General features: G+C 54.9%; 5 protein-coding genes. All 5 read left to right on the forward strand.

Features of this window, described 5'->3' with window-relative positions; genetic code table 11:
• The first annotated feature begins 698 nt into the window (after window positions 1–698).
• The 5 genes from Q31b_RS07960 to Q31b_RS07980 all read left to right on the forward strand — a co-directional run bounded on the left by Q31b_RS07960 (window position 699) and on the right by Q31b_RS07980 (window position 24,548).
• Window positions 699–4,787, forward strand: a complete 4,089-nt coding sequence (locus Q31b_RS07960) for a DUF4332 domain-containing protein (RefSeq protein WP_146599139.1) — start codon at window positions 699–701, stop codon at window positions 4,785–4,787.
• A 230-nt stretch (window positions 4,788–5,017) separates the two neighbouring features.
• Complete coding sequence (locus Q31b_RS07965; RefSeq protein ID WP_146599140.1) at window positions 5,018–5,488, forward strand: hypothetical protein; 471 nt, start codon at window positions 5,018–5,020, stop codon at window positions 5,486–5,488.
• 80 nt (window positions 5,489–5,568) lie between these two features.
• Complete coding sequence (locus tag Q31b_RS07970; RefSeq protein WP_231617392.1) at window positions 5,569–7,062, forward strand: efflux RND transporter periplasmic adaptor subunit; 1,494 nt, start codon at window positions 5,569–5,571, stop codon at window positions 7,060–7,062.
• Between the two features lie 4 nt (window positions 7,063–7,066).
• Window positions 7,067–10,138 carry an efflux RND transporter permease subunit gene (locus tag Q31b_RS07975; RefSeq protein WP_146599141.1) on the forward strand — a complete coding sequence of 1,024 codons (3,072 nt, stop codon included), beginning with the start codon at window positions 7,067–7,069 and terminating at the stop codon, window positions 10,136–10,138.
• 400 nt (window positions 10,139–10,538) lie between these two features.
• Window positions 10,539–24,548, forward strand: a complete 14,010-nt coding sequence (locus Q31b_RS07980) for a dockerin type I domain-containing protein (RefSeq protein WP_197171141.1) — start codon at window positions 10,539–10,541, stop codon at window positions 24,546–24,548.
• Window positions 24,549–25,128: the final 580 nt, after the last annotated feature.

A 25,128-nucleotide genomic window follows, 5' to 3' on the forward strand; every position in this document is an offset into this window, starting at 1 on the left:
ACTCGCCTACTGGCTTCTTGCAAGTCTCGGAGAGACTCGCCTACTGGCTTCTTACGAGTCTCGGAGAGACTCGCCTACTGGTTTCTTGCAAGTCTCGGAGAGACTCGCCTACTGGCTTCACGTTACGACGTTACTACTTTCCCCGTCAAGCTCGACAAGGACGAAAATCGCGTGAAAGGTTTGGTTTTGTTATCATACCGACGACGCAAACAAAAACGGCTTCTCAGAAAAATTTGTAGGTTAATAGGAAGTTAATAAGCAGTTGTGGAAGTTTTTTTGAGGCATCGCAGGGCAAAAGGAATGTCGCTTGGCCCCGGTAAAACAGCTTGTTTTGCCGAGGCATTTTTTTGAATGTCAGATTGTTGATGCGTCAAAAAGCATTCATTTTGCCTTGCGATGCCTGAAAAGCCTAGCATTCTGTACTAGGGATTGATGAATCAACCCAGGGATCCTTCGGTAGAGCCACTAAAACGCTGGAGCCACAAAAAAAAGTAGAAAATGGGGGTAAGATCGTCGAGTTTCACAGTTTCTCTATTTCGGAAAAATAGCGATTTCGATTAAAGTCCGTTTTCATCCCCGCAGATGAGGTGGACGGATCGGCATGATTTCCGGTCGCAAACCATCCGCAGCACAGGAAGGTGCTGGTTTGCTAATCAACGTCCGTTTTCGAATTATCGTGGCCATGGAGGAGCCAGACCATGCTTTTAGAACGCATCGACATAGACGCTCACGGATCCCTTCACCAGGTAGAATTGGGACCTTTTGCTGAACACCTCAACGTCATCTATGGTCCTGAGCGTTCGGGCAAGACGGCAATCGCTCGGTTCATCCGCGACTCGCTCGTCGACCGTGATTACCCCTTGGGTATGATGAGTTCTTCCTCCGGCCGCGTCGTCTGGGCTGACCGAAATGGGCTGCTTCATTTCCGCCGCGAACAGGACGGAACCAAGACCGGTCGGCGAAGCTTCGAGTTTGAGTCGCGCGGCAACACGTCTCACTATTCACATTCTCCTTACGACCAATCGCTTCGCCATAGCTGGATTGGATCTGTCGGCGTCCAATCGACTGCCGCCCAATCGGCTCGCGCTATTCAACTGCCCGAATCGCTCGTCGACGGCGTTTTGACCGATACGACGATTGTCAATGTCGCTCGAGTCGTTTCCGCATGTCTCAAAAATGGGCTCGACTCCCCCGAAACCTATCGAACGCTTCCGCTCTCCGGTTCCGACCCCTTCTATGAACGCAATGGCTTCACTTCCCCCACGAGCGGACAGGCCGAGAATGAGCATCATGCGGATTACGATTCATCCAGACAGCACGCGGGACTTCGCAGTCAATTGGCGGAAGTCGAAACCGAATTAGCTCGCCTTGAAGAGACATTCCCATTCCATCAATCATTTGACCATAACGCATTGGTCTCGCGACGTAACGAATTGACCCGCCAACTAGCAGGTCATCCATCAAACCGCTATCACGAATCGAGTGTCCCGTATCAGGAAAGCCGAGCATCACGTGAACGACTAACGCAATTACATGATCGAATCAGCCAACTACGTGCTCGACAAAGTGAACTACGACATTGGATCACCGACGTCGATTCACAGCTTCGAACCTCGACGACAACAAATGAATACCGGTACGAACACGCGATTCATGATGAGAATTTGCGTCGTAACCTCGACGACTTGGATGCTCAATTGATTCGTTGGCGTCGGACACTACTTGAAGTGCGTGGTTTACGAGAAGCCATATTGGCAACCCGATACAACACCACAGCCCGGCCCGCCCATGTTCATCCTACGGAGGCGAATCACGCTGAGACTCGAGACGACTGGGCTGGTTTGCACTCGACGAGCGAATTAGAGCGTCGAGTCGATTCGGTTACTCGTCAAATCGATTGGTTGCTTGAGCGCTACGCAGTCGCAAACGAACGCAACAAAGATTTCAGCCTCGATTGGTATTCATCACAGCCGATGTCGGCAACGTACCCAAGTCGATCACTCGAAGAAACATTGCGTACGATCCGAGACGAACTGCGTCACGCTTCGGCATCGACCGATGCCGCATCCGAGACGGCGAAAGACCTCCATGAACTCGACCGTAGTGAGCAGTGGCTCGTGGCGACGATGAACCAATTGACTCAGCATCGCGAGTCGCTGATCCATCGCTACACGCCCGTCGAGAAAAAGCAGACACAGAAGTGGGCGAACCATCATCAATACCTGCACGGGCGGTATCAAGGTGAGCGAGCACAGCGGGAAGCGGAACTCAATCAAGTCACAGTGGAACTCGAAGCTTGTTTGTCCGAAGCGATGCAAATTCGCCGTGGACTACATCCGACAGCGACGATCGACCGTGATTCGCTGGCCTATCACGAAGCCCCGATCACTCGCGAAGCCCTGACGCGTGAACTTCGTTTGATCGATGAAAAACTGTCTCGTTACTCTCGGATCGTTTGGCTGCGAACGCGTGCTTCCGATTTACGCGACACGCTCCGCACGACACGCGTACCTCATCTGCAAACCCACTCACCACTTGCAGGATCGGCCAGCCGTTGGCTATGCCGCATTTCGGGCGGACGATTGCGTCAAATCTCTTGGCCGACTGCTCACCTAGGGCATGGAAATGTCCATGATGCCAGCCATCGAAGTGGCGTTCAAATTGGTGATCGCGATGAGGAACATTGCTCACCCGGTGACCGCGCCTTGGCTGTCCTGGCCGTTCGCATGGCAGCGGGCGAGCTACTAGGACGACTCGGCCGAACGGTGCCGCTCGTCATTGAAACCACGCCTGATATCATAGCATCGCATGTCGACTATCGTGATTCGTCAGGCTACCCGACTGGCTTGGCGTCCTCCTTTTTCCAACCTGGGGATGACGGTCGGTTCAATCATCCCGTCGCCGCAACGCTGCGAGATTACGCTAACTCGGGCCGCCAAATCCTGCTGCTCACTAGCGACGCTGCCTTGGCCGAACAAACCACTCGCGTCGGTGCCCGTCGCTTCAACTTACACGCTCACCGAAACACTCAACCTCACCGTCCTCTGTGGCGTCCACACTATCAATCCGAAAACTATGTGGGACCCCATCCCCATTTGTACGCGGACGTGAATGTCCCATTGCAGGCAACCGCCCGTCACTCTGAAGGCGGTGGTGAATACATCAATCGCAAGCTCGATGCCGCATGGCAAGATGCTTACGAAATGGTCGATCATGAATACCAAGATCGCTCTCCTGATACGAAGCATCGCAACGGCTACTTCTATACCGATTCCTACACCACGGCCCCACCCGTCTCTGAAACGGCGAAGTCGCATCCGCTACGATCGGTTGAGAATCGTTCGCTTAGCCAAGTCGATCGGCACGATGTCGCCGAGCCTGCTTTTTTTTTAACCGTTGACAGTCCGATCGACCAAGCTCCGTCGGTCGACTCGGTTGCCGCTGCTCGACTGCGCGGCTTGAACGTCACTCATGTCACGCATCTGATGCAACAAGATGCGAACCGGCTATCCGATGCACTCGGATTAGCCGACGTGGACGCATCGACGATTCGCCGCTGGCAAAGTGAATGCCGGCTCGTTTGCCGCGTTCCCAAACTTCGCGGCTTCGACGCTCGAGTCCTCGTCGGCTGTGGTGTCACGACTCCGTCACAATTGGCTGCGACCCATCCAACGGACTTGCTCCAACAAGTCGAAGACTTTTTGGCAACCGAGGAGGGTCAGAAAGTGCTGCTGAGTGGAAGCAGCCGCGAACTATCACGCATCACAAGCTGGATCGCTGCCGCCAATAGCTGGGGCGTCGAAAACTCAACTCGCTATGTCGACGGCCGGACCGTCCGCCGTAGCACGCACATTGAACGGCAAAACGAACATCCAATCGCTGGTCGCGACGTCGCCTATGACACCTACCGTGAACCGATTCGCTACGGTATCCGCAACGTCGGAGCATCGCGTTCCAACCGCTCAAGCGGCTTGCGATCGGAGCGATCAAGTAGCCGCAGCGGCCAGCAAACCAGCGACCGCAGCCGCTCCAACGGCAATACCAATCGCAGTGCAAGCAATCGCACGGCCGGAAGCAAACAGAGTCGCCGAAGAACGCGTGCTTCCGAACGGCCCAGCCGCGGTGTTGTTCGAATGGAACGCAGCGAGACCGAGTCGCTTCCAAGTGAAACGACTCCCTCGTCAGAAAGAAGCGAACGGGCAAATCGAAGCGAGCGGGCTACTCGAAGCGAACGGGCTACTCGAAACGAACGGGCAAATCGGAGCAACCGGGAAACCCGAAGCGAGCGGACGAGACGTTCCAACCGCATCCCCCGAACCGATCGAACGACGGAGTCCACCGCGGCTGAATTGCGTTTCTATCTCGAGCGTGGTAGCGACGTCGTCGATGCCCCGTCGATTGGCCCGCGTATGGCCGAAAGATTAAACCGAATTGGTATTTTCACGGTCGATGATCTGATCAACGCAAATACGCGATCGGTTGCCGAAAAGTTGAATCACCGCCGGGTCGATTCCGACACCATCCTGTCATGGCAACAACAAGCAACCTTGGTATGCCGAATCCCGATGTTGCGAGGCCATGACGCACAGCTACTCGTCTTGGCTGGCGTCACGACGGCCGAAAGGGTAGCCGCTCAAACACCAGATGACTTGTTTGCCATCATCGACCCGATAAGTCGATCACGGGATGGCAAGCGGATCATCCGAGGCGGAAAGCTGCCCGATAAGGCTGAAATCACCGAGTGGATCACCTACGCAAAGCAAAATCGCGTTATCAAAGCAGCTTAACACGGAAAAGTCTTGATTGACCGGCGTGTGGCGGATAAGATCCTTGTCTGTCCATTTGAGATTAGAACCTCCATCGTTAAACCGCGAGCCTATCAGGCCGCGGTTTTTTGATAGAACGCGGGAAACACGATCGCGGCTTAACGATGGCTTAACGATGGCTTAACGATGGCTTAACGATGGCTTAACGGTGGCTCGACGAGACATCCGACCCAATGCAGCAAGATAACAACATGCTATACACGATTCATCAGGCGGTGATAAGCCGTTCGATGTTTGCGTGGATACTCTGCATTGTTCTGCTGCCATTGCCCGTGCCTGTCATGCACCAGCATGATGAGGTTCGGACGCCTCAATCGCTTTCGGATCACTTGGCTAGCCAGCATAATGGTTTGTCGTGCGAGCAATTAGCGATTGACGATCCTCATTGGCACTTCGTACTGCCGCAACCTTTCCGCGGTGAAGATTCTCATCAAGACAAGTTGCCAGTCGAGCACCCCGACTTTGTCTGCTCGGGCATCAGACATCTTGAAATCGGATCGACATGCGAAATTTCATCGCTCACATGGACGTTGGTCGCACTAGCAAGTTCTTGCAATCAATGGAGCACTTGCCAAGTCTCGACATCGGATCCACGTCTCCGCGATGCCTTTGATGCGTTGCACATTCAACGCTGCGCATTCTCTTGTGTCATGATCTGCTAAATCAGGTTCCGGTCATTTGTTTAGCTCGTCGCCGCCTAGGTATTCGAGCATCGACAGGAACCTTACTTTATCAAGACACTATGAAATCAAAAACCACTTGGGGCGTATGCATTGCGCTCTCGGCAGTGATTGCTGCCGGTTGGTATGCTGCCAACCTTACACGCAGCGAAACGAACGAACCGCAGACTGCCGAGCCTACGTCCGCAGCCAATCTCGGCAAAGCGCCTTCACCGATTGCCTCGCGACAGGTCATTCGATTGAACGCTACGATGCAATCGGCTGCAGGAATGAAGGTCCAACCAGTCTCTCGGAAATCCTTGCAATTAGCTCGGATTTTGCCAGCAAGATTCGCCTACGACGACACCCGACATGTCTCCCTGCGAACGCCAACCGAAGGCGTGATCGAATCAGTACGGGTCCAACCAGGGGACCGAGTCGAGGAAGGACAAGCGGTGGCGATACTCCGAAGCCCTACCATTGGGAGGGCACGCAATCAAGTCTTGACGAACCAGGCGAACCGGAGGATCGCTGAAAAAGCGTTTCGCTGGGAAGCTGACGTTCATGAAGGTGTCGCCAAACTAGTGAAACTAATCCGTAGCGGCGCCTCAATGGAAACCATCGAACGGAGTTTGAAAGACGAAACGCTTGGCGACTTCGGCGGAAAACTACGAAGCGCCTATAGCCAAGCGAGATTGGCCAGCGATATCGTCGAATCGATCGGACGCGCTGGCGATCAGGGAGCAATCAGTGGTCGACTGGTTCTCGAACGCCGAAGCGACCAGCAACAGAAGCAAGCGGTACTCGAATCGACGATTCAACAGTCGTTGTTCCAAACACAACAATCGCTAGCTCAAGCACAATCGAAACTTGATGCTTGCGACCGAGAACTTCGGATTGCCAAACAAACACTCAACACGTTACTCGGAAGCACCGTCGAATCAACCGAGGATTTGGACGTCTCCCCAAACGACCCGAACGTTTCACGATTCACGATTTGCTCACCGCTAGCCGGAACCGTCGAACGCCGCGTCCACTCAGCGACCGAGCGAGTGGCGACGCAAGATGAGTTATTTGTGATCGCCGACACGAGAATCCTGTGGGTGGAAGCCGACATTCGCGGCAACGATTGGGGTGCGATTGATGTGGCTACTGGTGACACCGTCTTTGTCTCAACCCCTGCGTTCAATACTTCCTCACTCGTCTCACCGCCGCAATCTGCAATCGTCGTATTTTGGGGGCGCAACGTTGACCCATCGAGCGGCTCGATTCCGTTGGTCGCCCAAATCGATAATTCCGCTGGCAAGTTCCGCCCCGGCATGTTTGCTCGCATGACCGTTCCGACGCAAACACTCGAAGATGTCATCGCCATTCCGGAATCTGCCGTTGTCGACATTGAAGGACAAGACAGCGTTTTCGTCCAAGTCGATGGCGGATATAGGGCGGTTGCGGTCGACGTCGGCGAGCGATCGAGTGCCATGGTTGAAATCCGCAGCGGGTTGACCGAAGACGAATCGATCGTGGTCGCCGGTGCCTTCATCCTGAAGAGCGAACTGCTTCTCGAAGGGGAGGAATAAACCGATGTTACAAAAACTAATTGAGTTCTCCTTGAAGCATCGGCTGCTCATCATCATCGCAACGCTGTTCATGGCAGCATTTGGCGTACGCAGTGCGTTGGAACTACCGCTTGATGCGGTTCCCGATTTGACGAACACGCAAGTCACCGTCATCACATCGGCTGGATCCTTGCCGCCAGTCGAGGTCGAGCGTCAAGTCACCTATCCGATCGAATGGACGATGGGGGGACTTCCCAATGTTGAAGAAGTTCGCAGCATCTCGAAGTTTGGATTGTCCGTGATCACGATCGTCTTTACCGAAGGCACCGACGTGTACTTCGCCACCCAGCAAGTGGACCAAAGATTGTCGGCTGCGGCGGCCAGTTTACCGGCGGGTTATGGACCGCCTGAACTTGGCCCGATGACCACCGCACTAGGCGAGATATTGCAGTTCGAAGTCCGTAGCGATTCGACTTCGCCGATGGAACTTCGCACACTGCTCGAATGGGATATCGCGCCCAAATTGCGGGGTGTGGATGGCGTTACCGAGATTAACGTGATGGGCGGATTTTATAAAACGTTCGAAGTTCGCCCCGATCCAAACGAGTTGGATGCTCAAGGCCTAACGCTCGAAGACTTATACTCGCGGATCGAAGCGGCCAATGCTAACGCGGGCGGGGGGTACGTGATCCATCACGAGGAACAGCGGTTTATTCGTGGTCAAGCCTTGCTCAGCGGCGTCGATGACTTGAAAAACATCGTGATTCGTCGCAGCGAGAATGGATCACCACTACTGCTATCGGATATCGCTGAAGTCGCGATCGCTGCGATGCCCCGACAAGGAGCCGTTAGCCGAGACGGACGCGGTGAAGCCGTCACAGGCATGGTGATGATGCGAATCGGTGAAAATTCGCGAGACGTCGTCGCGCGAGTGAAAGAACGAATCGATGAAGTGCAAACAACACTGCCCAGCGACGTATTGATCGATGTCATCTATGACCGCGAAGCTTTGATCGATCGAACACTCCAAACCGTCCAGAAGAATTTGCTCGAAGGTGGAGCACTCGTAGCGATCGTGTTATTGATCACGCTTGGCAGCCTTCGCGCCGGAATGATCGTTGCGTTAGCGATTCCGCTGTCGATGTTGTTCGCGTCGAACATGATGCTGATCTTCGGAATCTCCGCCAGTTTGATGAGTCTCGGGGCGATCGATTTTGGTTTGATCGTCGACTCATCCGTCATCATGGTCGAAAATTGTGTCCGCCGACTGGCCCAGAACAACGAAGGCAAAAGTCGTTTGGCGATCATCCGTGATGCTTCGATTGAAGTACGCGGCCCGACGATGTTTGGTGAGATGATTATCTCGGTTGTTTATATTCCAGTGCTCTTGCTCGAAGGCACCGAAGGAAAAATGTTTCGGCCGATGGCATTGACGGTTCTGTTCGCGCTGCTTGGTTCTTTCATTTTGTCGATGACGTTGATGCCCGCATTGGCATCTTTGTCGCTGCCCAAAAAACCGCACGACAAGGACTTGTGGCCAATTCGAATGATCAAGAAAGTTTACCTGCCGATCGTAGGTGTTGCGGTGAAATCACCAGTCATCACGCTGGTCTGTGCGGCCAGCGTGTTTGCCGTCAGTGTTCCGGTCGCTCGGAATCTGGGAGCCGAGTTCATGCCGAGGCTCAATGAGGGGGACCTGCTCGTCGAAGCGGTACGGCTTCCCAGCGCATCCTTAGAAGGTGCGGAAGCGATGGCACAACAAGTCGAATCGCTGCTCGTCGCGATGCCAGAGATCAAAACGGTTTTCACCAAGACGGGACGACCAGAAATCGCCAACGATGTCATGGGCGTTCACCAAAGTGACGTTTGGGTCATGTTGAACCCTCCGTCGTCTTGGCCGCAAAAAAAGTCACGCGAGGAGCTGATTGCCGAGATGGAAACCGTGCTCAGTGATCGGGTTGCTGGCGTTGCCTTCGGGTTCACTCAACCAATCGAAATGCGAGTCGATGAGTTGGTCGCAGGCGTGAAGGCGGATGTGGCGGTTTTAGTTTACGGAGACGATCTGGAAATCCTCACCAAACTTGCGAAACAAATCGAGCGAACACTCAAAGGTATCGATGGATCGGCGGATGTAAAAGCGGACATTCAATCGACACTGGCAACCTTGACCATTGTGCCCGATCGCGATGCACTGGCACGCTACGGAATCGATGCGCAGCAAGTGATGGACGTCGTTGCGGCCCTCGGTGGCCGTCCGGTTGGCGAAGTCTTAGATGGCCGAGCCCGTTTTCCGATTCGCGTCCGCTTACCGGAGCCATGGCGTGACGATGTCGAGAAACTACAACAGTTGCCGGTCGCTCGTGCTGGTGGCAAACCAGTCCCGCTATACGAATTAGCCACGATACAGTTAGAGCAAACCCCACCAACGGTCGAGCATGAAAATGGACAGCGTCGCACCTACGTCTCCGCCAACGTGCGAGGACGCGACGTGGCCACCTTCGTCGCTGATGCGAAAGCAGCCGTAGCCGAGTCGATACGCTTACCCGCGAATTACGAAATCCGCTGGGGCGGTGATTTTGAGAATCTACAATCCGCATCCAGGCGGTTAATGATCATCACCCCGATTGTCTTGATCGTCATCTTTTTGTTGCTCTACACAACGTTTGGTTCCGCATCTTTGGCCGCGTTAATCTTTCTATGCGTGCCGATTGCGGCTAGTGGAGGCGTGTTCTCGCTAATGCTACGTGAGATGCCGTTTAGTATCGCGGCGGGGGTCGGTTTCATCGCCCTGTTCGGCGTCGCCGTCCTCAACGGGTTGGTCTGGGTCAGTGATGCAGAACAGCGTCGGATCCAAGGCAGCAGCAGGCGGGAAGCCGCATTGAAAGCAGCCGACGCCCGACTTCGCCCCATCCTAATGACCGCGTTCGTCGCTAGCCTAGGTTTTCTTCCGATGGCATTATCGACCAGCGACGGAGCAGAATTGCAGCGACCGTTAGCGACCGTCGTGATTGGAGGACTGATCACCAGTACTTTGTTGACCTGTGTGGTCATTCCCGCTATCTACCCTTGGTTCACCAGCAGACTAGCCGACAAGTAGGCTGGGTCACTGAGTTCTTGCGACGAAGACCCGCCAACAAACCGAGTCAACGTTTGTTATCTAATCCCAACAATGCGCACACGTTCACTATGGGGCGGGCGGCAGTCGATTAAAAACAAGTCCAATTTAGTTGGACGGGCCCTTTCGATGCTTCGAATCACGGCCGTTTTCGTCCGCCAGAGCGAAAACCGGTTGCGAAGTCGGTGAACGCTCGAAGTGCTCATTTTTTTTGTTTCCTACGAAATGCCCAAAGATTTGTGCTATGCTCGTGACGGCGTCCACCCAACCGAATTGCGGGGTCGCGGAGCACCGGAGCGAGGGGATGCTCTCGATTCGAGGAACACCACGCTACCTAGTTAGTCCACCACCAAGCCGTTCATCCCTATCCGATAGAAGCCGAATGCGTATTTCAAGCCCTGAAGCGAAACCCCGTCGTTCACGATCCACTCGTAGGAGCCACGCCAATCGCCGCCGGTTTTCACTCGAACAACTTGAAGCTCGGCAAATGTTGGCGGCGTTTATCGTTAACGAACCGCTGCGAAATGTTGAACTTCAACGTAGCGGCAACCATATCCAAGTGGTCAACGCAGCCAATAACACCGATGTCATCCTGTCGGTCGCTGCCGACGATATCGACAACGATCAAATAACGATCGCGGCGGCATCATTGATCGTCGATTCCGCGGTCAACCTTGACGGCAATTCGCTAACGGTTCAAGCGGGCCGAATCGAGTTATCGAGCGGTACGATCACGACGGATGACACAGCGTTGGGCGGCGATGCGGGCGATGTGAACCTAACCGCTCTCCAAATCATGATCGGGCCTGGTTCGACGATTGATACGAGATCGGCCGCTGGTGGGCTGAGTGATGGAACGGTGGCGCTGACCGCTTCCGATCGGCCTGACGATCTGGCGGGCGAGTTCCGTGATCTGATTACCGTAGTCGACGCCATGACTCGCGCTGCCAGAATTGATTTGTCGGGCGCAACGATCCGAGGACGTGATGTGACGTTGAAGGCCGACGGTATCACTTCGACTCGCTGGGATGATGTCGGTGCCTTCAAAGACAACGTGGGCACTCAGTTGACAGATCAATTGAATGCGATCCCGCAAATCGGGCTGAGTATGAACTCGCCAATATCGGGTCAGGTCAAAGTTCATTTTGCGACTGCCGAAATTGGGCTGTTGAATTCCACCATCAACAGCAGTACGTCGGTGACGATTGGTGCCACCGCGGCGGCCGATGCGTCGATCAATGCGGTAGCGATCAATGGAACGGGTAGTGGTGGATCAAAGATTCTAGTCTCGATCGCGATGAGCACATCCGATTCGACCGCGACGGTGGGACTGGAAGGAACGACAAACATCATCGCCGCTGGCCGAGTCGACGTGACGACCAACGCGACCAGTAAAGCTAAGGTCGTTGCACGAGCGGATGCGAATGGTCGTTCATCGAGCAAGTCGGTCGAAGGTGCGTTCAATATCGCTGGCGCGTTGACCGGCGAAACGTCAAGGATCAACCTCGCTTCCGGTGCCAGCATCGTTGCAGGTGACACGGTCAATTTGGATGCCAAAGGAAACGTTGAAAATAATGTCAAAGCAACCACCTCGGTGTTCCAAGATGGCACCGGTGGGTTGTCACTGAGCGTCGGAGTCGACTTCGCTGACATCATCTCCGAAGTCCATGGCACAATCACTAGCGGAGCGACTGGCGACGGCAGTCGTTTGTCGGTGACGGCAGCCAACGTCGATGCGGCCAATGACCGAATCACTTTTAATGCGGTCCCTGCGAGTTTGCCGATCAAGGTGGGCGAGAGGATCGAGTTTAGTGCCGGCAGCGGCGATCTTGGCCTCATCGACGGTAAAGAATACATCGTTCATGACGTGACGGCACCCGTCGCCTCGACGGCGGGCAATGTTTCCCAAACGGTTCGTTTGGTGGCGGCAGAGAGTATCGACTTGGATAGCCGCCAAGTTCCCAACGATAGTACGCATACGCTGAAAAAAATCGCAATCATCAAATTCAATCAAGCCGATGTCAGTCGTGAAGCCGGTTCAGGCGACGGTTTGATCAACCTTGCCACACTGCCAGCCTCGGTCACCCAGATCGTTTACTTGGGGCCTGACATCGAAGTGAACGAAGACGCGACCGCGATTGCGGGTTTGATTCAAAATCAAGCCTACGACGTGGTGCGAGTCGCGGGCAAAGTCAAGTTACAACTTCCCGGCACGACCACACCGATCGACTTTGTCGCTCCCGAAACAAGTACACATGGCTTCTATTTCACCGAGTCGCTGCAATCGTTCTCGCCCAACACCGATGTGAACAATGACCGGGAAACGATCACCCTTCCCGCTGGTCATGGATTGGAAACCGGCGATTTGGTGTTCTACGGCACCGATCCGACCCGAACCATTTTGCGTGACATCAAAAACTTTGGCACGGGCAATACTTCCATCGAAACACTGGGCACCGTATCGCTGCCCGATGCACCAATCGATGGTTTGGAAAACCAGTACGGTTACCGCGTTGTGATCGATCCTGGTGCTCCGAATCAAATTCGTTTGACCACATCATTGTTCGCTGCGACCGCGGCTAGCATCCAAGACTTGAATGCCAATTCGGGAACGGGGCACGCGTTTTCACGCGGGGATGCCAACCAAGGGGTCATTATGAATGCATCGCTAATCGCCTTTAATGGGGCGGAAGCCGGTGTGACACTTAGCGACGCTGAACAGCCGTGGGCCGAGGTGGCGATCGGTGCGGCCAGTGGCCAAGTCGATCGAATCGCTACCGGCGGCTATGCTCTAATCAATGGAATGCGGACGGGGGTCAACAATAACTCGGTTGACAAGGGACAGGAACAAACGGGCAGTAGTGCGAGTACACGAGAAACGGTCGATTTGGCTAGCTCTACCGCCGTCATGTCTTTCAACCATGACGTGTACGCTCGCATCATGCCCACAGCCGTGGTGACATCGGCCGCCGATTTGATCGTGGATGGAAAGATCGAGCAGAAAACAAAACTCACATCAACATCGTCCGCCACACGCCGCGGTGTTGATGATAATGAAGCCGGCAAGGATCCTCAAGAAGACGGTGACACTGAAATCTCGTTGGCCATCGGCGTGGGCATCTATGACAACGACTCGGACGCGACGATTCTTTCCGGTGCGACCACCGATGCGAACGACCAAACGATCGTCAAGGCAAACGTCGATTATCCGATGCTCGTTGAATCGGTGACCTCCGCGATCAACCCCTTAGAAATTCTTTCCAGCGGCGGCTTGAACGGCATTGGATCGATGCTTGATGGCAAGATGGGATTGTCCCAGTTGTTCAATGTCCAAATCGCGACAGTCGCGGGATCGTCCGGTGACAAATTTGTACTCGCCGGTGGCATCGGCGTTACCGATTTCACGAACCGTATCCGTGCGACGATCGACGACAATGCGCTAGTGAATCAAAACGTCGACTTGAGTACAAATGACCCCTCGGTTTCCGTGTTGGCGGATTTGACGGGAGTTCAAATTGAAGTCGGCCAGATGGCTTCGTACAACTTGGACATCAAGGGCTTTGCCGAAGCACTGATCGGCTCCGAAGGAAGCCCTACGACGTTCCTCAAGCAACTCGCCAACCCCTTTGGCGTTAGCGGCAAGAACGCGGCGGGCGGTGTGCTACTATTGACTTTGGCCGATAACGAAACGATTGCCTCGATTGGCAGCGGCGCGAAAGTCATCGCGGATGGTGCCGTCACGGTCAAAGCGACCAGCGACTATGACAACTTGGCCGTCGTTCAAACGGGTGCTGCGTCGACCAGTTTTGGCTTCTCGGCATCGATTGTGGCTGCGGATATCGACAACAAAACGCACGCTTTCATCGCCGACGGTGCCATTATCACGGCTGGTTCACTCAACGTCGCTGCGACCGACACGCTGAATCGGATCGCCATTGCTGGTGCGATCTTGAAGGGCAAACAAACGGGCATCGGGGCATCGGTCGGTGTCAATTTGATCGACCAAGACGTTGCCGCCTACGTCGGTCGGGCTTCGACGATTGCCGATGCGGTCACTCGCCTCGATGTGACGCTAAACATCAGCGGTGCGGTCGATGTGACTGCCAAGGCCGACGGCGATTTGTTTGCATTGGTGATGGCGGGTGCGGTACAGGGGTTTGGTAACACCCCGGCCAGCGGCGCCGCGGGTGGCGCAACCACCAACGCGAACGCGAAAAAGATCGGTCCGATTGCCTTAACAATCCCCGTGGCGATCAACAATGTAACGACCAATGTGTCGGCTTACATCGACCACCAAAAAGTCCGTTCGCTCGACGCGAATGTGAAAGCCGACTCGATGGTCGAAATTCAATCGGTCATCATCGGAGCATCGTTTGGGATCCAGACCGAAGCGACCGGAAATGGCAAGTTGAACCTTGCCGGTGCCGGCGCGGTAGGGATCAATACGGTCGTGCAGAACTTGGCGGCGTTTATCAAAGACAGCGACGTCGAAACGACTGGCGGTCGGGGCATCAACGTCAAGACAGATGACAAATCATCCGTCTCAGCGGACGCGGGCGGCTTTGGGATCGCACTGTCCACCGCCGAGAGTAGCCGTGCCGCGATCTCGTTCGGCGTCTCGTTCGCCTTAAACGATATCAGCGGTAACAACACCGCTACCATCAATGATTCGGTGATCAACGTTTTGGCAGGCAATATCGATGTGGAGGTCATGTCAACGTCGATCGCCAAAGCGTTGTCGATCGCAGGCGGCGTTTCGGTAAAGACGGGACCCGGCAGTGCCGGATCGTTTGGCGGTGCCGGTGCAGTCGCAATCAATGATATCGGAAAGACAATGTCCGCTGGAATCGTCAACAACGGTAACGTCACCACCGCCGCTGGAAAGATTGATGTTCATGCCACCGACATGAGCGATATCGATGCAGATGCAGGTGGCTTTGGTATCGGAATTAGCGGGGGTAGTGGCAACAGTATCGCAGGCGCGGTGGGGATCAGTGTCGCGCTCAACGAAATCGGCAACACCATCGAAGCCAAGATCGATGGCTCCAATATCGATACCAAGGGACAAGTCGATGTCATCGCTCATTCTTCGGGAGCGAAGATCAGGGCGGTGTCCGTCGCAGCGTCGGCAGCCGGCGCAGTGGGCGGCGGAGTCAGCGTCGCACTGAGCGGTGCCGGCAGCGGCGCAAATAATGCAATCAACAACCAAATCCTCGCATCGATCTCCGATAGTACCGTCAATGTATTGAGCGGCGGAGGAGTATCGGTCCAAGCCCTCGATACTTCGTCGATCGTGTCCACGGCAGTGGGTGCCGCGATTGGTGTCGCTGTCTCCGGTAGCACCGGCGTTGGCTTGGCCGTCGGCATCTCGATCGCATTTAACGATATTGGCATCCAAGCAACTGCGTCGGTTGTCGATTCAACGGTGACAATCGACGGTTTCTTTGGATTCGATGTGCTTGCCAACCAAAGTGCTTCGATCACATCGACCGCAGTCGCCGCGTCGGTTGCTGCGGGATTCGGAACCAATGGCGTCGGCGTCAGTGGTGCGGGAGCGGGAGCGGTCAATAAGATTAGCAACAAGACGATCGCCAAGATTGACGGCAGCGATGTGACGGTCGGCGGAAACGTGTCTGTCCTCGCGAAAGACAACGCCACGATCGAATCAAAGATTGTCGCAGCCGCGGCCGCCATCGGTGCTGGCACCACAGGCGTTGGTGCCGCGTTCGGTTTCTCGTACGCTGAAAATCGCATTGGCGATGCCGACACGTTCAGCGACGATCCAACCGCGATCGGCGCTCCGAGTGCGGCCCAGGTCAAGGCGTATATCAACGAGTCCTCGGTGACTTCGGGTGCCACGATGGACGTTCGTGCCAACTCGACCGGTTCGATTACATCGGATGTTTCCGCATTCAGTGTCGCCGCCGCGGGTGGTGCGAACGCTGTCGCGATCGCGGGGGCAGGGGTTTCCTCAAGCAATGACGTGGCGATGGAAATTGCTTCGGTCATCCAAGACTCCACTGGCAGCGGGATAAAGGCTGCCGAATTGACTCTGCTAACCGAGGACAGTAGCACGATCACGACGACTGTCACTGCAGCATCATTGGCGGTTGCACTTGGCGCATTTTCGGGGGCGGTTACGGTCGCGGTTTCCGGTACCACGGCGAACATTGAAAATAAAGTGCAATCCGCCATTCGCCGATCCACGGTCTTGGCAGAAGGATCCGTCAGGGTGCTCACAACCGAGAACGTCAATGCCAATGCGACCGCGACCGCTGCGTCCGCGTCCACCAGCATCGGTTTGTCGCTCGCCGGCGGCGGTGCAATCGCCTCAGGCACGATTGCATCGATTGTCAGTTCCGAAATTGCCGACAGTCGTGTGACCACCTACGGTGAACTGAGTGTTGACGCAACCAATACTGCAACGTCGGACATTCAAACCGCCAGCACAACGAGAAGCATTGGCGTGATCGGACTAGCCGCCAACGGCTCCTCCGCGATCAGCACCATCACTCCGGATGTCGACGTTGCGATTACCGGTAGCAGTATCAACGCCGGGACGCTGGGGCTCAATGCAAAAAACAATCCACTGGCGACTGCCGACGCGGCCGGTTTGTCCGTCAGCACGGGGGCAGCGATCGGTGTTTCCATCGCCAGAGTCAATCTAGGTGGATCGGCCAACGCACTGTTGGAGAGCGCCGGCAGAGTCGTGAACGTTGACCGGCTGGTCATGTCCGCGACCAATGAACAAGAAGCTCCGTCGCGAGCCTTTGCACAAGGTTCCGCGGGCGGTCTGTTGATTGGCGTCGATGCGACGGTCACCTCGGCGACCAATCTGACGAACGTCAACGCCGTGATCGCAGCCAATTCGGTGGTCAACGCGATTGGCGACATGACAATCACCGCAAAGAATTTTACGAACCAGGATTCGGATTCAAGTAGCCTCGCCATTGGCTTGATTGCCGCGGGAATCACTCGGGCCGGAGCGAAAAGCGATGTTTCCACGATCGCACGAATCCATTCCGGTGCTCAGGTCAACGCAGGCAGTTTAACGCTACAAGCCACCGGGCGAGACCAAAACATCGCCAACACGACATCGGGAGCAGGCGGTGCCATCAGTGGTGCGGTGGCGCTGCCCATTACCAACAGCTTCAGCAATGTGCTGTCGGAAATTGCCGATGATGCCCAAGTCAATGTCATTGGCTTGTTGAGAACTCCCGCCAAGCACGTCGCAGTCGTCAATTCAAGGTTGACCGCTGCAGCAGGTGGTTTGTTATCCGGCAGCGGTGGTGAACTGTTTAACGAAGTCGTCAGTCATGTTGTTTCGCGAGTCGGTGATCGGGCGAAGGTCACGGCGGGGTCAATGGAGGCAACGGCACGAAACGAGATTAGCAAAGCGGACCTGGGGAAGGCCGGCAACGTCGACGCCACCACCGGTGGATTGTTCGCAGGCGTCGGAGTCGTCAGCAACACCAACCTGTCACTGACGACGCTCATCGACATTGGTGACGGTGCCATCGTGACGGTCGGTGATTCGGTATCAGCTCACTTGGACATGACCGCCCTGAACGTCATCAATGTGACGGATCAACTCACACTACGCAGTGGCGGACTCGCCGCAGGCGGAAGCAACAATGCCTCGATTCGCACCTTGGTCGATGAAGCGGAAGTGGCAATTGGGGCGAATGCGAAGCTGTCATCCACGGGGACGATCACCGCATCCGCGCGAGGCCAAGGCGTGGTAACGATACAAGCCAATGCGGAAACCTATGGTGCGGTCACCGAAGTGAGGGGCGGTTCAACGATCAGCGTAATGCCGACCAATACTGTCATGGTTGCTGCGGGAGCTAACTTGACGGCGGATCGAGATATCCATCTGTCGTCCGGCACCGACACGGCATCCAATCGCGATCTCTACACGATCCATTCACGAGTCGACACGTTCGCCGGTAGCCTGATTCCGCTCGACACCACCTACGCCAATGCCGATTTGATCCAAGACAACCAAGTCACGGTTTCCAGCGGCGCGGTCGTCCAATCGGCTGGGAATATCCGCTTGCACGCCGAGCGTTTTGGCGATAATGAAGTGATCGCACAAGTCAAAGCGGTCAACGATTACAACGCCCCCGTCGACAAGACAAATGGGGTTGATGGATTGTTTGCTGCCGGTGGTATTGAACAATTCAAGGGCAATGCGATCAGTAGCGCCAGCGGCATCGTGACCATCGAGGGGACGGTGCGAACGGGTATCAAGCGAAATCAAGTGCTGGAGATCCAATCGGTCACCCGGGCCAATGTTCCTGCCGATACGCCCGACTCTCCCGATCTCTATACCGTCGTATTGGCCGGACGTTCGACCGACGGCATTGGCTTTACCAAGAAACTGACTCCAGTTACCTCATCGCTGGATATTGCGCTCGCAGAGGCCTATCGAAACCTTGGTCTGTACTCAACCAATGGTACGAGTGCAAATCCAGAATTGGTTGCGTTTTACAACAACGAAATCACTCGGATCAATGACAAGCTCGCGGCACAAGGCTTGCTGGATACATCCACAGGGACCGAAGTGCCCGTGTCCCGAGAAACATTGACGTTGGTCATCGATCCGGTCATTGCTCAAGCGGGCTCGATCGACATCGTTGCCGACGAGCGTCTTGGCAGCGGGACCCTTGACGCACCGGGCGATGCCAGTGTCGAGATCATCAACCGCTCGTTCGTGTCGCTGGAGTTGTCAGGTATTGAAATCCCTGATCAAACCGGAGGCGTCTTTCTTAACTCCAAAAACGTCACGGCCGTTGCTTCAGCTGTACCGCTTATTTTGGTTGACAATGTAGCCGATGTGACTTCGCCGAGCCTAACCAATAACGGCAGTCTCGATTTGACTTGGCCCAACATCTCACTCAATTCGGGTGGCGCGATCAAGAATCTTGGTGGCGACGTGACGCTGCGCAACTTCCAAGCGGGTGCCGGCAACATCTTGGTCAATGGCACAATCCTGGCCAGCACACCTCGCATCTTCGCTGGCACGCAAGGGGCGGCATCCTTCAATGCCGGTGACAACAACTCCGCACCCTACAGCACTGGCGGAGAAGCTTACAAGAATTGGAATAAACTGTCTCGAGATGGGCTTGGCGTCGACGGCCAACCACTCGGACCAGGCTCGGGAATGTTTCCGCCCACAGAAGCCTCGCTACAGGACTATCTGAATCAAAGCCCCGACCAGGTCAATATCTTCGGGAATCGAATTTTTGTCACCGCACAATATATCAACCTCAATGGTGTGATGCAAAGCGGCAACGATGAGTACAACCTTGTGATTGGCGATGCAACCAACGTCGAAATTGAATCGCTCCGCAGTTCGTCTGGGAGCGAGATTCGAGATCTGACAAGTGTTTCCGATGGCAACTTCATCCTACAATACGACTTCGGCAACGATCGGATTCTTGTCCAAGAAGTCCGTTCGGGCGGCGGCTATATCGATCTGACCGGCAGTATTTCCAACACGCACAATGGCGAGTTGCGAGTGTTGGGTGGCTATTCAAGGATCAACATTGACAATCAAACCGATCACGACATCGAGCTAAAACGTCTGGATGTTTCCGAGCGAGGCGACGGAGTCGTGATCATCAAAGATTTCAATAAGGGCTCGGAAACCAATCCAGGCGTTTCGATCTATCAAGTCGAAGGCAACAACGTCTATGCACAGACGCCCGAAGGCACCGACACTCGGCCTCGCGCCTTCACATTCCAGTACAAGCCCAAAGATGGGTTGCGATATGGTTGGTCGGTCGCCCAGGACTTGGCCACTCGGACAGAGACCATCTATCGTTCCACAAACCTTTTGGGAATCAAGGTGCCGACCAACATCTTTAGTCAGCATACAGATTCCGCTTCGAGTCCTCGCCTGCTCGAATCGGGTGCCTACTTCTATACCGATACGAATGCCGCCATCGGTGACTATGACTTCAACTCCAGCCTAGTGGATCTCAATGACAAAACCACGTCCGGAGGCAACCGGTATCTTTGCAGCATCCCGACTGCAATCGGTTGTTTGGTCCCGGCAACTTACGAGACGACGGAGATCCGCGAGACAGGCACACGTTTCATTGCCACTCATTCAGTCGATGCGGATCGCCCGGTCGACATCAAGTTCCTCGGCCAAAACGAAGGGGCGATCTCGATCCACTCGGGCGGCACGGTTTTTGTCTCCGGATCAATTGGCAATGTGAGCGGGCAAACGTCGATCACCAGTGATAAAGGAGTTGTCCAACTGTCACCCACCGCGACGGTTGGTGGCCGGATCATCCGCATCAAGGCGGGGGACGCAATCGGATCGGTCGACACACCCCTGTTAACGAACATCACCGATCGCTTGCCCTCTGACTTTGTCTCCGATCGAGGTGCGGTGGGTACGACCACCACCGTGGGTGAAACCCAGTACGTGTTGGTGGCCGCCGGACATACCGCTGGCGGGACACCAGGGTCGGTCTATCGGTACAAGGGCACACGCGAGTCGATCAACCTACGCAACGAAGACTTCTCGAATACTGCGAAGTGGTTCGAGCTAACACTGGAAGCCAACATCGGACTGCAAACCACCAGCGATGACATCACAGTCCGTGAAGTCCAAGGAAACATGCCTGTGGAAGTCGTTGCGGTCAGCGCGCCGGGCGTCCCCAGTTTCGCTGGCAATGTCTCACTGACCGCCCAAGATAGTATCGTGTATGGGTTCGGCCGGTTTAGTCCTCTCAGCAGTTTTGTGGTTGGCACCTCCGTTAACTTGGTCGCGGAAACCGGCTCGATCGGCAGCATGAATGATCCGTTCCAAGCTGCGTCGGACTTCTTAAACGTTAACAAAAATCCCGGCAATAACTTCAACGCGAAGGCGGCAGGAGACATTTGGCTTGAATTAAGCGAGGCGATCTCGGTCGATACCATCGAAGCTGGCGGGGACGTGCATATTACCTTCGACGCTTTCGACGGCGGTTCGCTGATCGACGGAAACACCGTTGCCGTTCGCGATGAGCGGGCTATCGAAGATGTCGCTGCGATGGTCTGGAGCGACCTTCAACTGACCGTCGATCTGGGGGCCAACGAAAAACGCAACGAACGAATCGAAGCGATTGCCGCTACCCAAACCCAGTCGTATCAGGCGTACTGGAATTTCCGTAGCCAGCAAGCGGATCCAGCCGTTTATGATCCCAACTTCGGCGTCATGCTCGTCACCGAAGAGCGAGCCTTCTACGAACAGCAATTGCGAGAGCAAGGAACAGGTAACGGACTTGCTGGGGACGAACTGAATGCTTTCGTGACCGCCGGCATCACCACATTGGAAGCGAATCGATCGGCCCAGTACCACGATTTGCATGATGATTGGGGACCACTTGGCGATGCCTTTGATCCCGAGTTCCGCTATACGCTAACGGCGGAAGAGACCAAGGCGATTGACGATACGACCAAGATCTGGACGGTCGAGGAATTATTGAATCTGCAATCGGCAGCGTTCTTGAACGTGACCGATACGGAGTTTGTGATCGAAGAACCGAATATCATTGGTGTTAACATCTACCTGGATGTTCCAGACGGAATCGGACAATATCAAAACGGTTATACGATTGAGAGGTTTGCCGAGGATGGCTCACCAAACTTGTTGACGATCGAAGAGAGAGCAGCGATTGCGGCGGCAGAACCGGGCGATATTGTCTTCCTCAAGCAAGCACCGTCACAAGTCGTCGCTGAGATCCAGGATAACGCGATCATTCTGACTGAAACGTCATCCACTTGGTCATCGCTCGGTTTTGTGATCGGCGACTTTGTTCATCTTGAAACGAACACTCGCGATACGACCGACGACGGTGTCTTCTTCGAAATCCAGTCGCTCGACAACCAAACCATGCGGCTGATAACTAACGATCGCTCATTGCAAAACGATAGTCCTCGACCGATTCTGGTGGCTCCCGTCATCGCCGAGTCGGCTGCCCGCGATTCGGCGACCCATATTCGCGTGCTGCGTCGTGAAGATATCGACGTCAACGCATCCGGCACTGTCAGTGCAGAGTCAACGCGACATATCTTCCTCGGTTCCGAGACTGATATGACAATCGATGGAGTCTGGGCGGGTGGGAACGAGCGATTGCAAATCAAAGTCGGTGGTTCGCTCAATACGACGGACGCCTTAATCGTCGACTTGATAGGGGGACGCATTGTCCTAGAGGCCGCGCGTGGAAATATCGGTTTGGAAGACGATGCAGTTTTCATCGACTCTTCCGAAGAAGGCTACTTAATCGCCCGAGCGCAAAAAGAAATTGTCATCATTGAAGAAAATGTCGACTTTGCATTTTTCCCAGCAAACCTGCATGTCAACCAAGTTTTCTCGAAGGAATCGTTCGTTAACCTAAGTTCTTACGACGGGATCCTGGACGCACTAGGCACAGACGAGACCAATGTGCGAGGAACCGAGATCAATCTGCTTGCACAATTTAGGATCGGAACCGAAACAGATTTCCTTGATATCGACTTGATTGGGGAAGGAACACTCACCGCAGCCGCCGAAAGCAATATCCAGATTTCGGAAACAAACGGAAACCTTAACCTGCGTCAGATCTACAGTGCGAACGCTCACGTTTCTCTCGTCGCGGATGGCTCTATTCTGGACGCCGTGGATGTCGAAAATCCATATGATCCAACATCGGATGATGTCATCGCGATTCCAGGAAATCCCGCTATGGACATTTATGCGGGGAACATTTCACTGGTCGCCAAGCATGGATCGATAGGCGTCGCCGGTAACGAATTGGATATCAAAACATCAGCTCCCTATTTGCCGGAAGATCAGTACTTCAGTTTGACGACCTCCAGTGCGCTCAATACCTACATCATCGAGACGATTGACCCCAGGGTGGATGATGACGGCGTTCCTTTTGAAGACAACGACCTTTATCTCAACACGGTCACGACCGATGGTGCAACCGCATTTATTACGGCACCGGGCGGGAGTATTTTCAACGCTTTACCCGATGGCCAGGTGAATGTGTCGTCCGGCAAAGCGTGGCTGTTCGCGCTACAATCGATCGGCACTCCGGACAAACCGATTCGGACGAAGGTCGGATCGATCGAAGGTCAGGCCTATCATGATACGGTCGATATTATCAACGAAGGTGACCTGATTATCGGCGGTGTGATGGAGCCGTTTGGCGATTCGTTCGCCGGCAAGGGCCTCGACTCCCGAAATGATTTGAATCTGAGCGTCACCGGTTCGATCCAAATTGACGAATTTGTATCGTCGTTTTTTAAATCGACGATCCGAACGCCAGGCTCATTGACGGTTGGCGTGGATGGTGGGATTTGGTCGGACGAAGAAGCTGACTTGATTGTCGAAACCGACCCCAACGCACCGACCCCGGCAATGGTTGATTTTCGTGGCACCGTCATATCCAAACTCGTACGTATTCAGACCGGTGGCGGCAATGACCAAATCGTCGTCGCGCCGAAAGAGGTCGACGGTGCCCTACAAATCGAATCAGGAGCTGGGGACGATGAAATCGAAACCAACGGCCAACCGGCAACGATCGACGGCGGAGCCGGTAAGAACGTCTTGAAAATCTTCGGTGGTGGCACGCATTTGGATCTTTCAAAATTCGCCGACAACTCCATCAAGTCGTTCGATACGATTGACATGCGAGGCACCAGAGCGAATCGCATGTCGTTCGCACCTGGCAAAATTGTTCAAAGCACGCCGGGATCGCCTATCGAATTGTTGCAAGGCAGTGGTGACAAAGTTGATTTCGGTGTGGGTTGGAAGCCGGAAAAACCGCAATTGATCGGCGGACTGTTTACTCACATCATCAGCGATGGAACCGCGAAGTTCCAAGTCAGGAACGCGGCCCCCTACTTGAACCCCGCGAATCCTTTGGACGTCAACAGCAGTGGTGGCGTTTCGGCATCCGATGCGATCATCATTATCAACTTGCTCAGTAACCGAGTGTTGCCGGATTTATCCGCACCGATCACCGCACAAATGTTGGCGACGTTCAATTACATCGACACCAATCATGACGGCAAGTTATCGGCATCCGATGCTCTGGCGGTCATCAACTTCATCAACGAACCGGGGACGACGCCCGCTCCTGTCGGCGAGAAGGTGATTGCGACACTCGCTCAAGACGTGTTGCAGAGGGCGGAGCGAAAACGTTTCCGTACAGCGGAGGATGAAATACCCCGAGAACTTATCCCAACGCAAACCATCAAGACACATCTCGGGTTCGATCAAGTCGCCTTGACCGAGACGGGCGAACCTTGGTGGCAAGACGATGCGTCGCAAGAGGATGAAGAGGACGCGTTGGGGCTGGAGGAGACGATTGGGATGCTTGTTGGGGAGGGGGTGAAAGACTGATTCACCCACGGGGCAAGCCCGCGGGGGTCTACACGTTCCGAAGGCAGCCTTGGTAGCTGCCAATCATTGGCTCCCACGGGACAAGCCCGTGGGTGGCCGTCCCCCACGGGCTCGCCCCGTGGGAACGAACGAATGTCAGCTAACAAAAACAACCACCACCCACTACAACCTCCCCCACGGGCTCGCCCCGTGGGAACGAACGATTTTCAGCTAACAAAAACAACCACCACCCACTACAACGTCCCCCACGGGCTTGCCCCGTGGGAACGAAAGACTTTCAGCTAACAAAAACAACCACCACCGCCCCATGCCCCCCACGGGCTCGCCCCGTGGGAACGAAAGACTTTCAGCTAACAAAAACAACCACCACTCACTGCAACGTCCCCCACGGGCTCGCCCCGTGGGAACGAACGAATGTCAGCCAACAAAAACAACCACCACCCACTACAACGTCCCCCACGGGCTCGCCCCGTGGGAACGAACGATTTTCAGCTAACAAAAACAACCACCACCCACTACAACGTCCCCCACGGGCTCGCCCCGTGGGAACGAACGAATGTCAGCCAACAAAAACAACCAC

The sequence above is a fragment of the Novipirellula aureliae genome, from assembly GCF_007860185.1.
In the GTDB taxonomy this organism is placed as follows: Bacteria; Planctomycetota; Planctomycetia; order Pirellulales; family Pirellulaceae; genus Novipirellula_A; species Novipirellula_A aureliae.

Coding starts and splice junctions, on each gene's coding strand:
- Q31b_RS07970 (WP_231617392.1), top strand. CDS start 5,569: ATGAAATCAAAAACCACTTGGGGCGTATGCATTGCGCTCTCGGCAGTG.
- Q31b_RS07960 (WP_146599139.1), top strand. CDS start 699: ATGCTTTTAGAACGCATCGACATAGACGCTCACGGATCCCTTCACCAG.
- Q31b_RS07975 (WP_146599141.1), top strand. CDS start 7,067: ATGTTACAAAAACTAATTGAGTTCTCCTTGAAGCATCGGCTGCTCATC.
- Q31b_RS07965 (WP_146599140.1), top strand. CDS start 5,018: ATGCTATACACGATTCATCAGGCGGTGATAAGCCGTTCGATGTTTGCG.
- Q31b_RS07980 (WP_197171141.1), top strand. CDS start 10,539: ATGCGTATTTCAAGCCCTGAAGCGAAACCCCGTCGTTCACGATCCACT.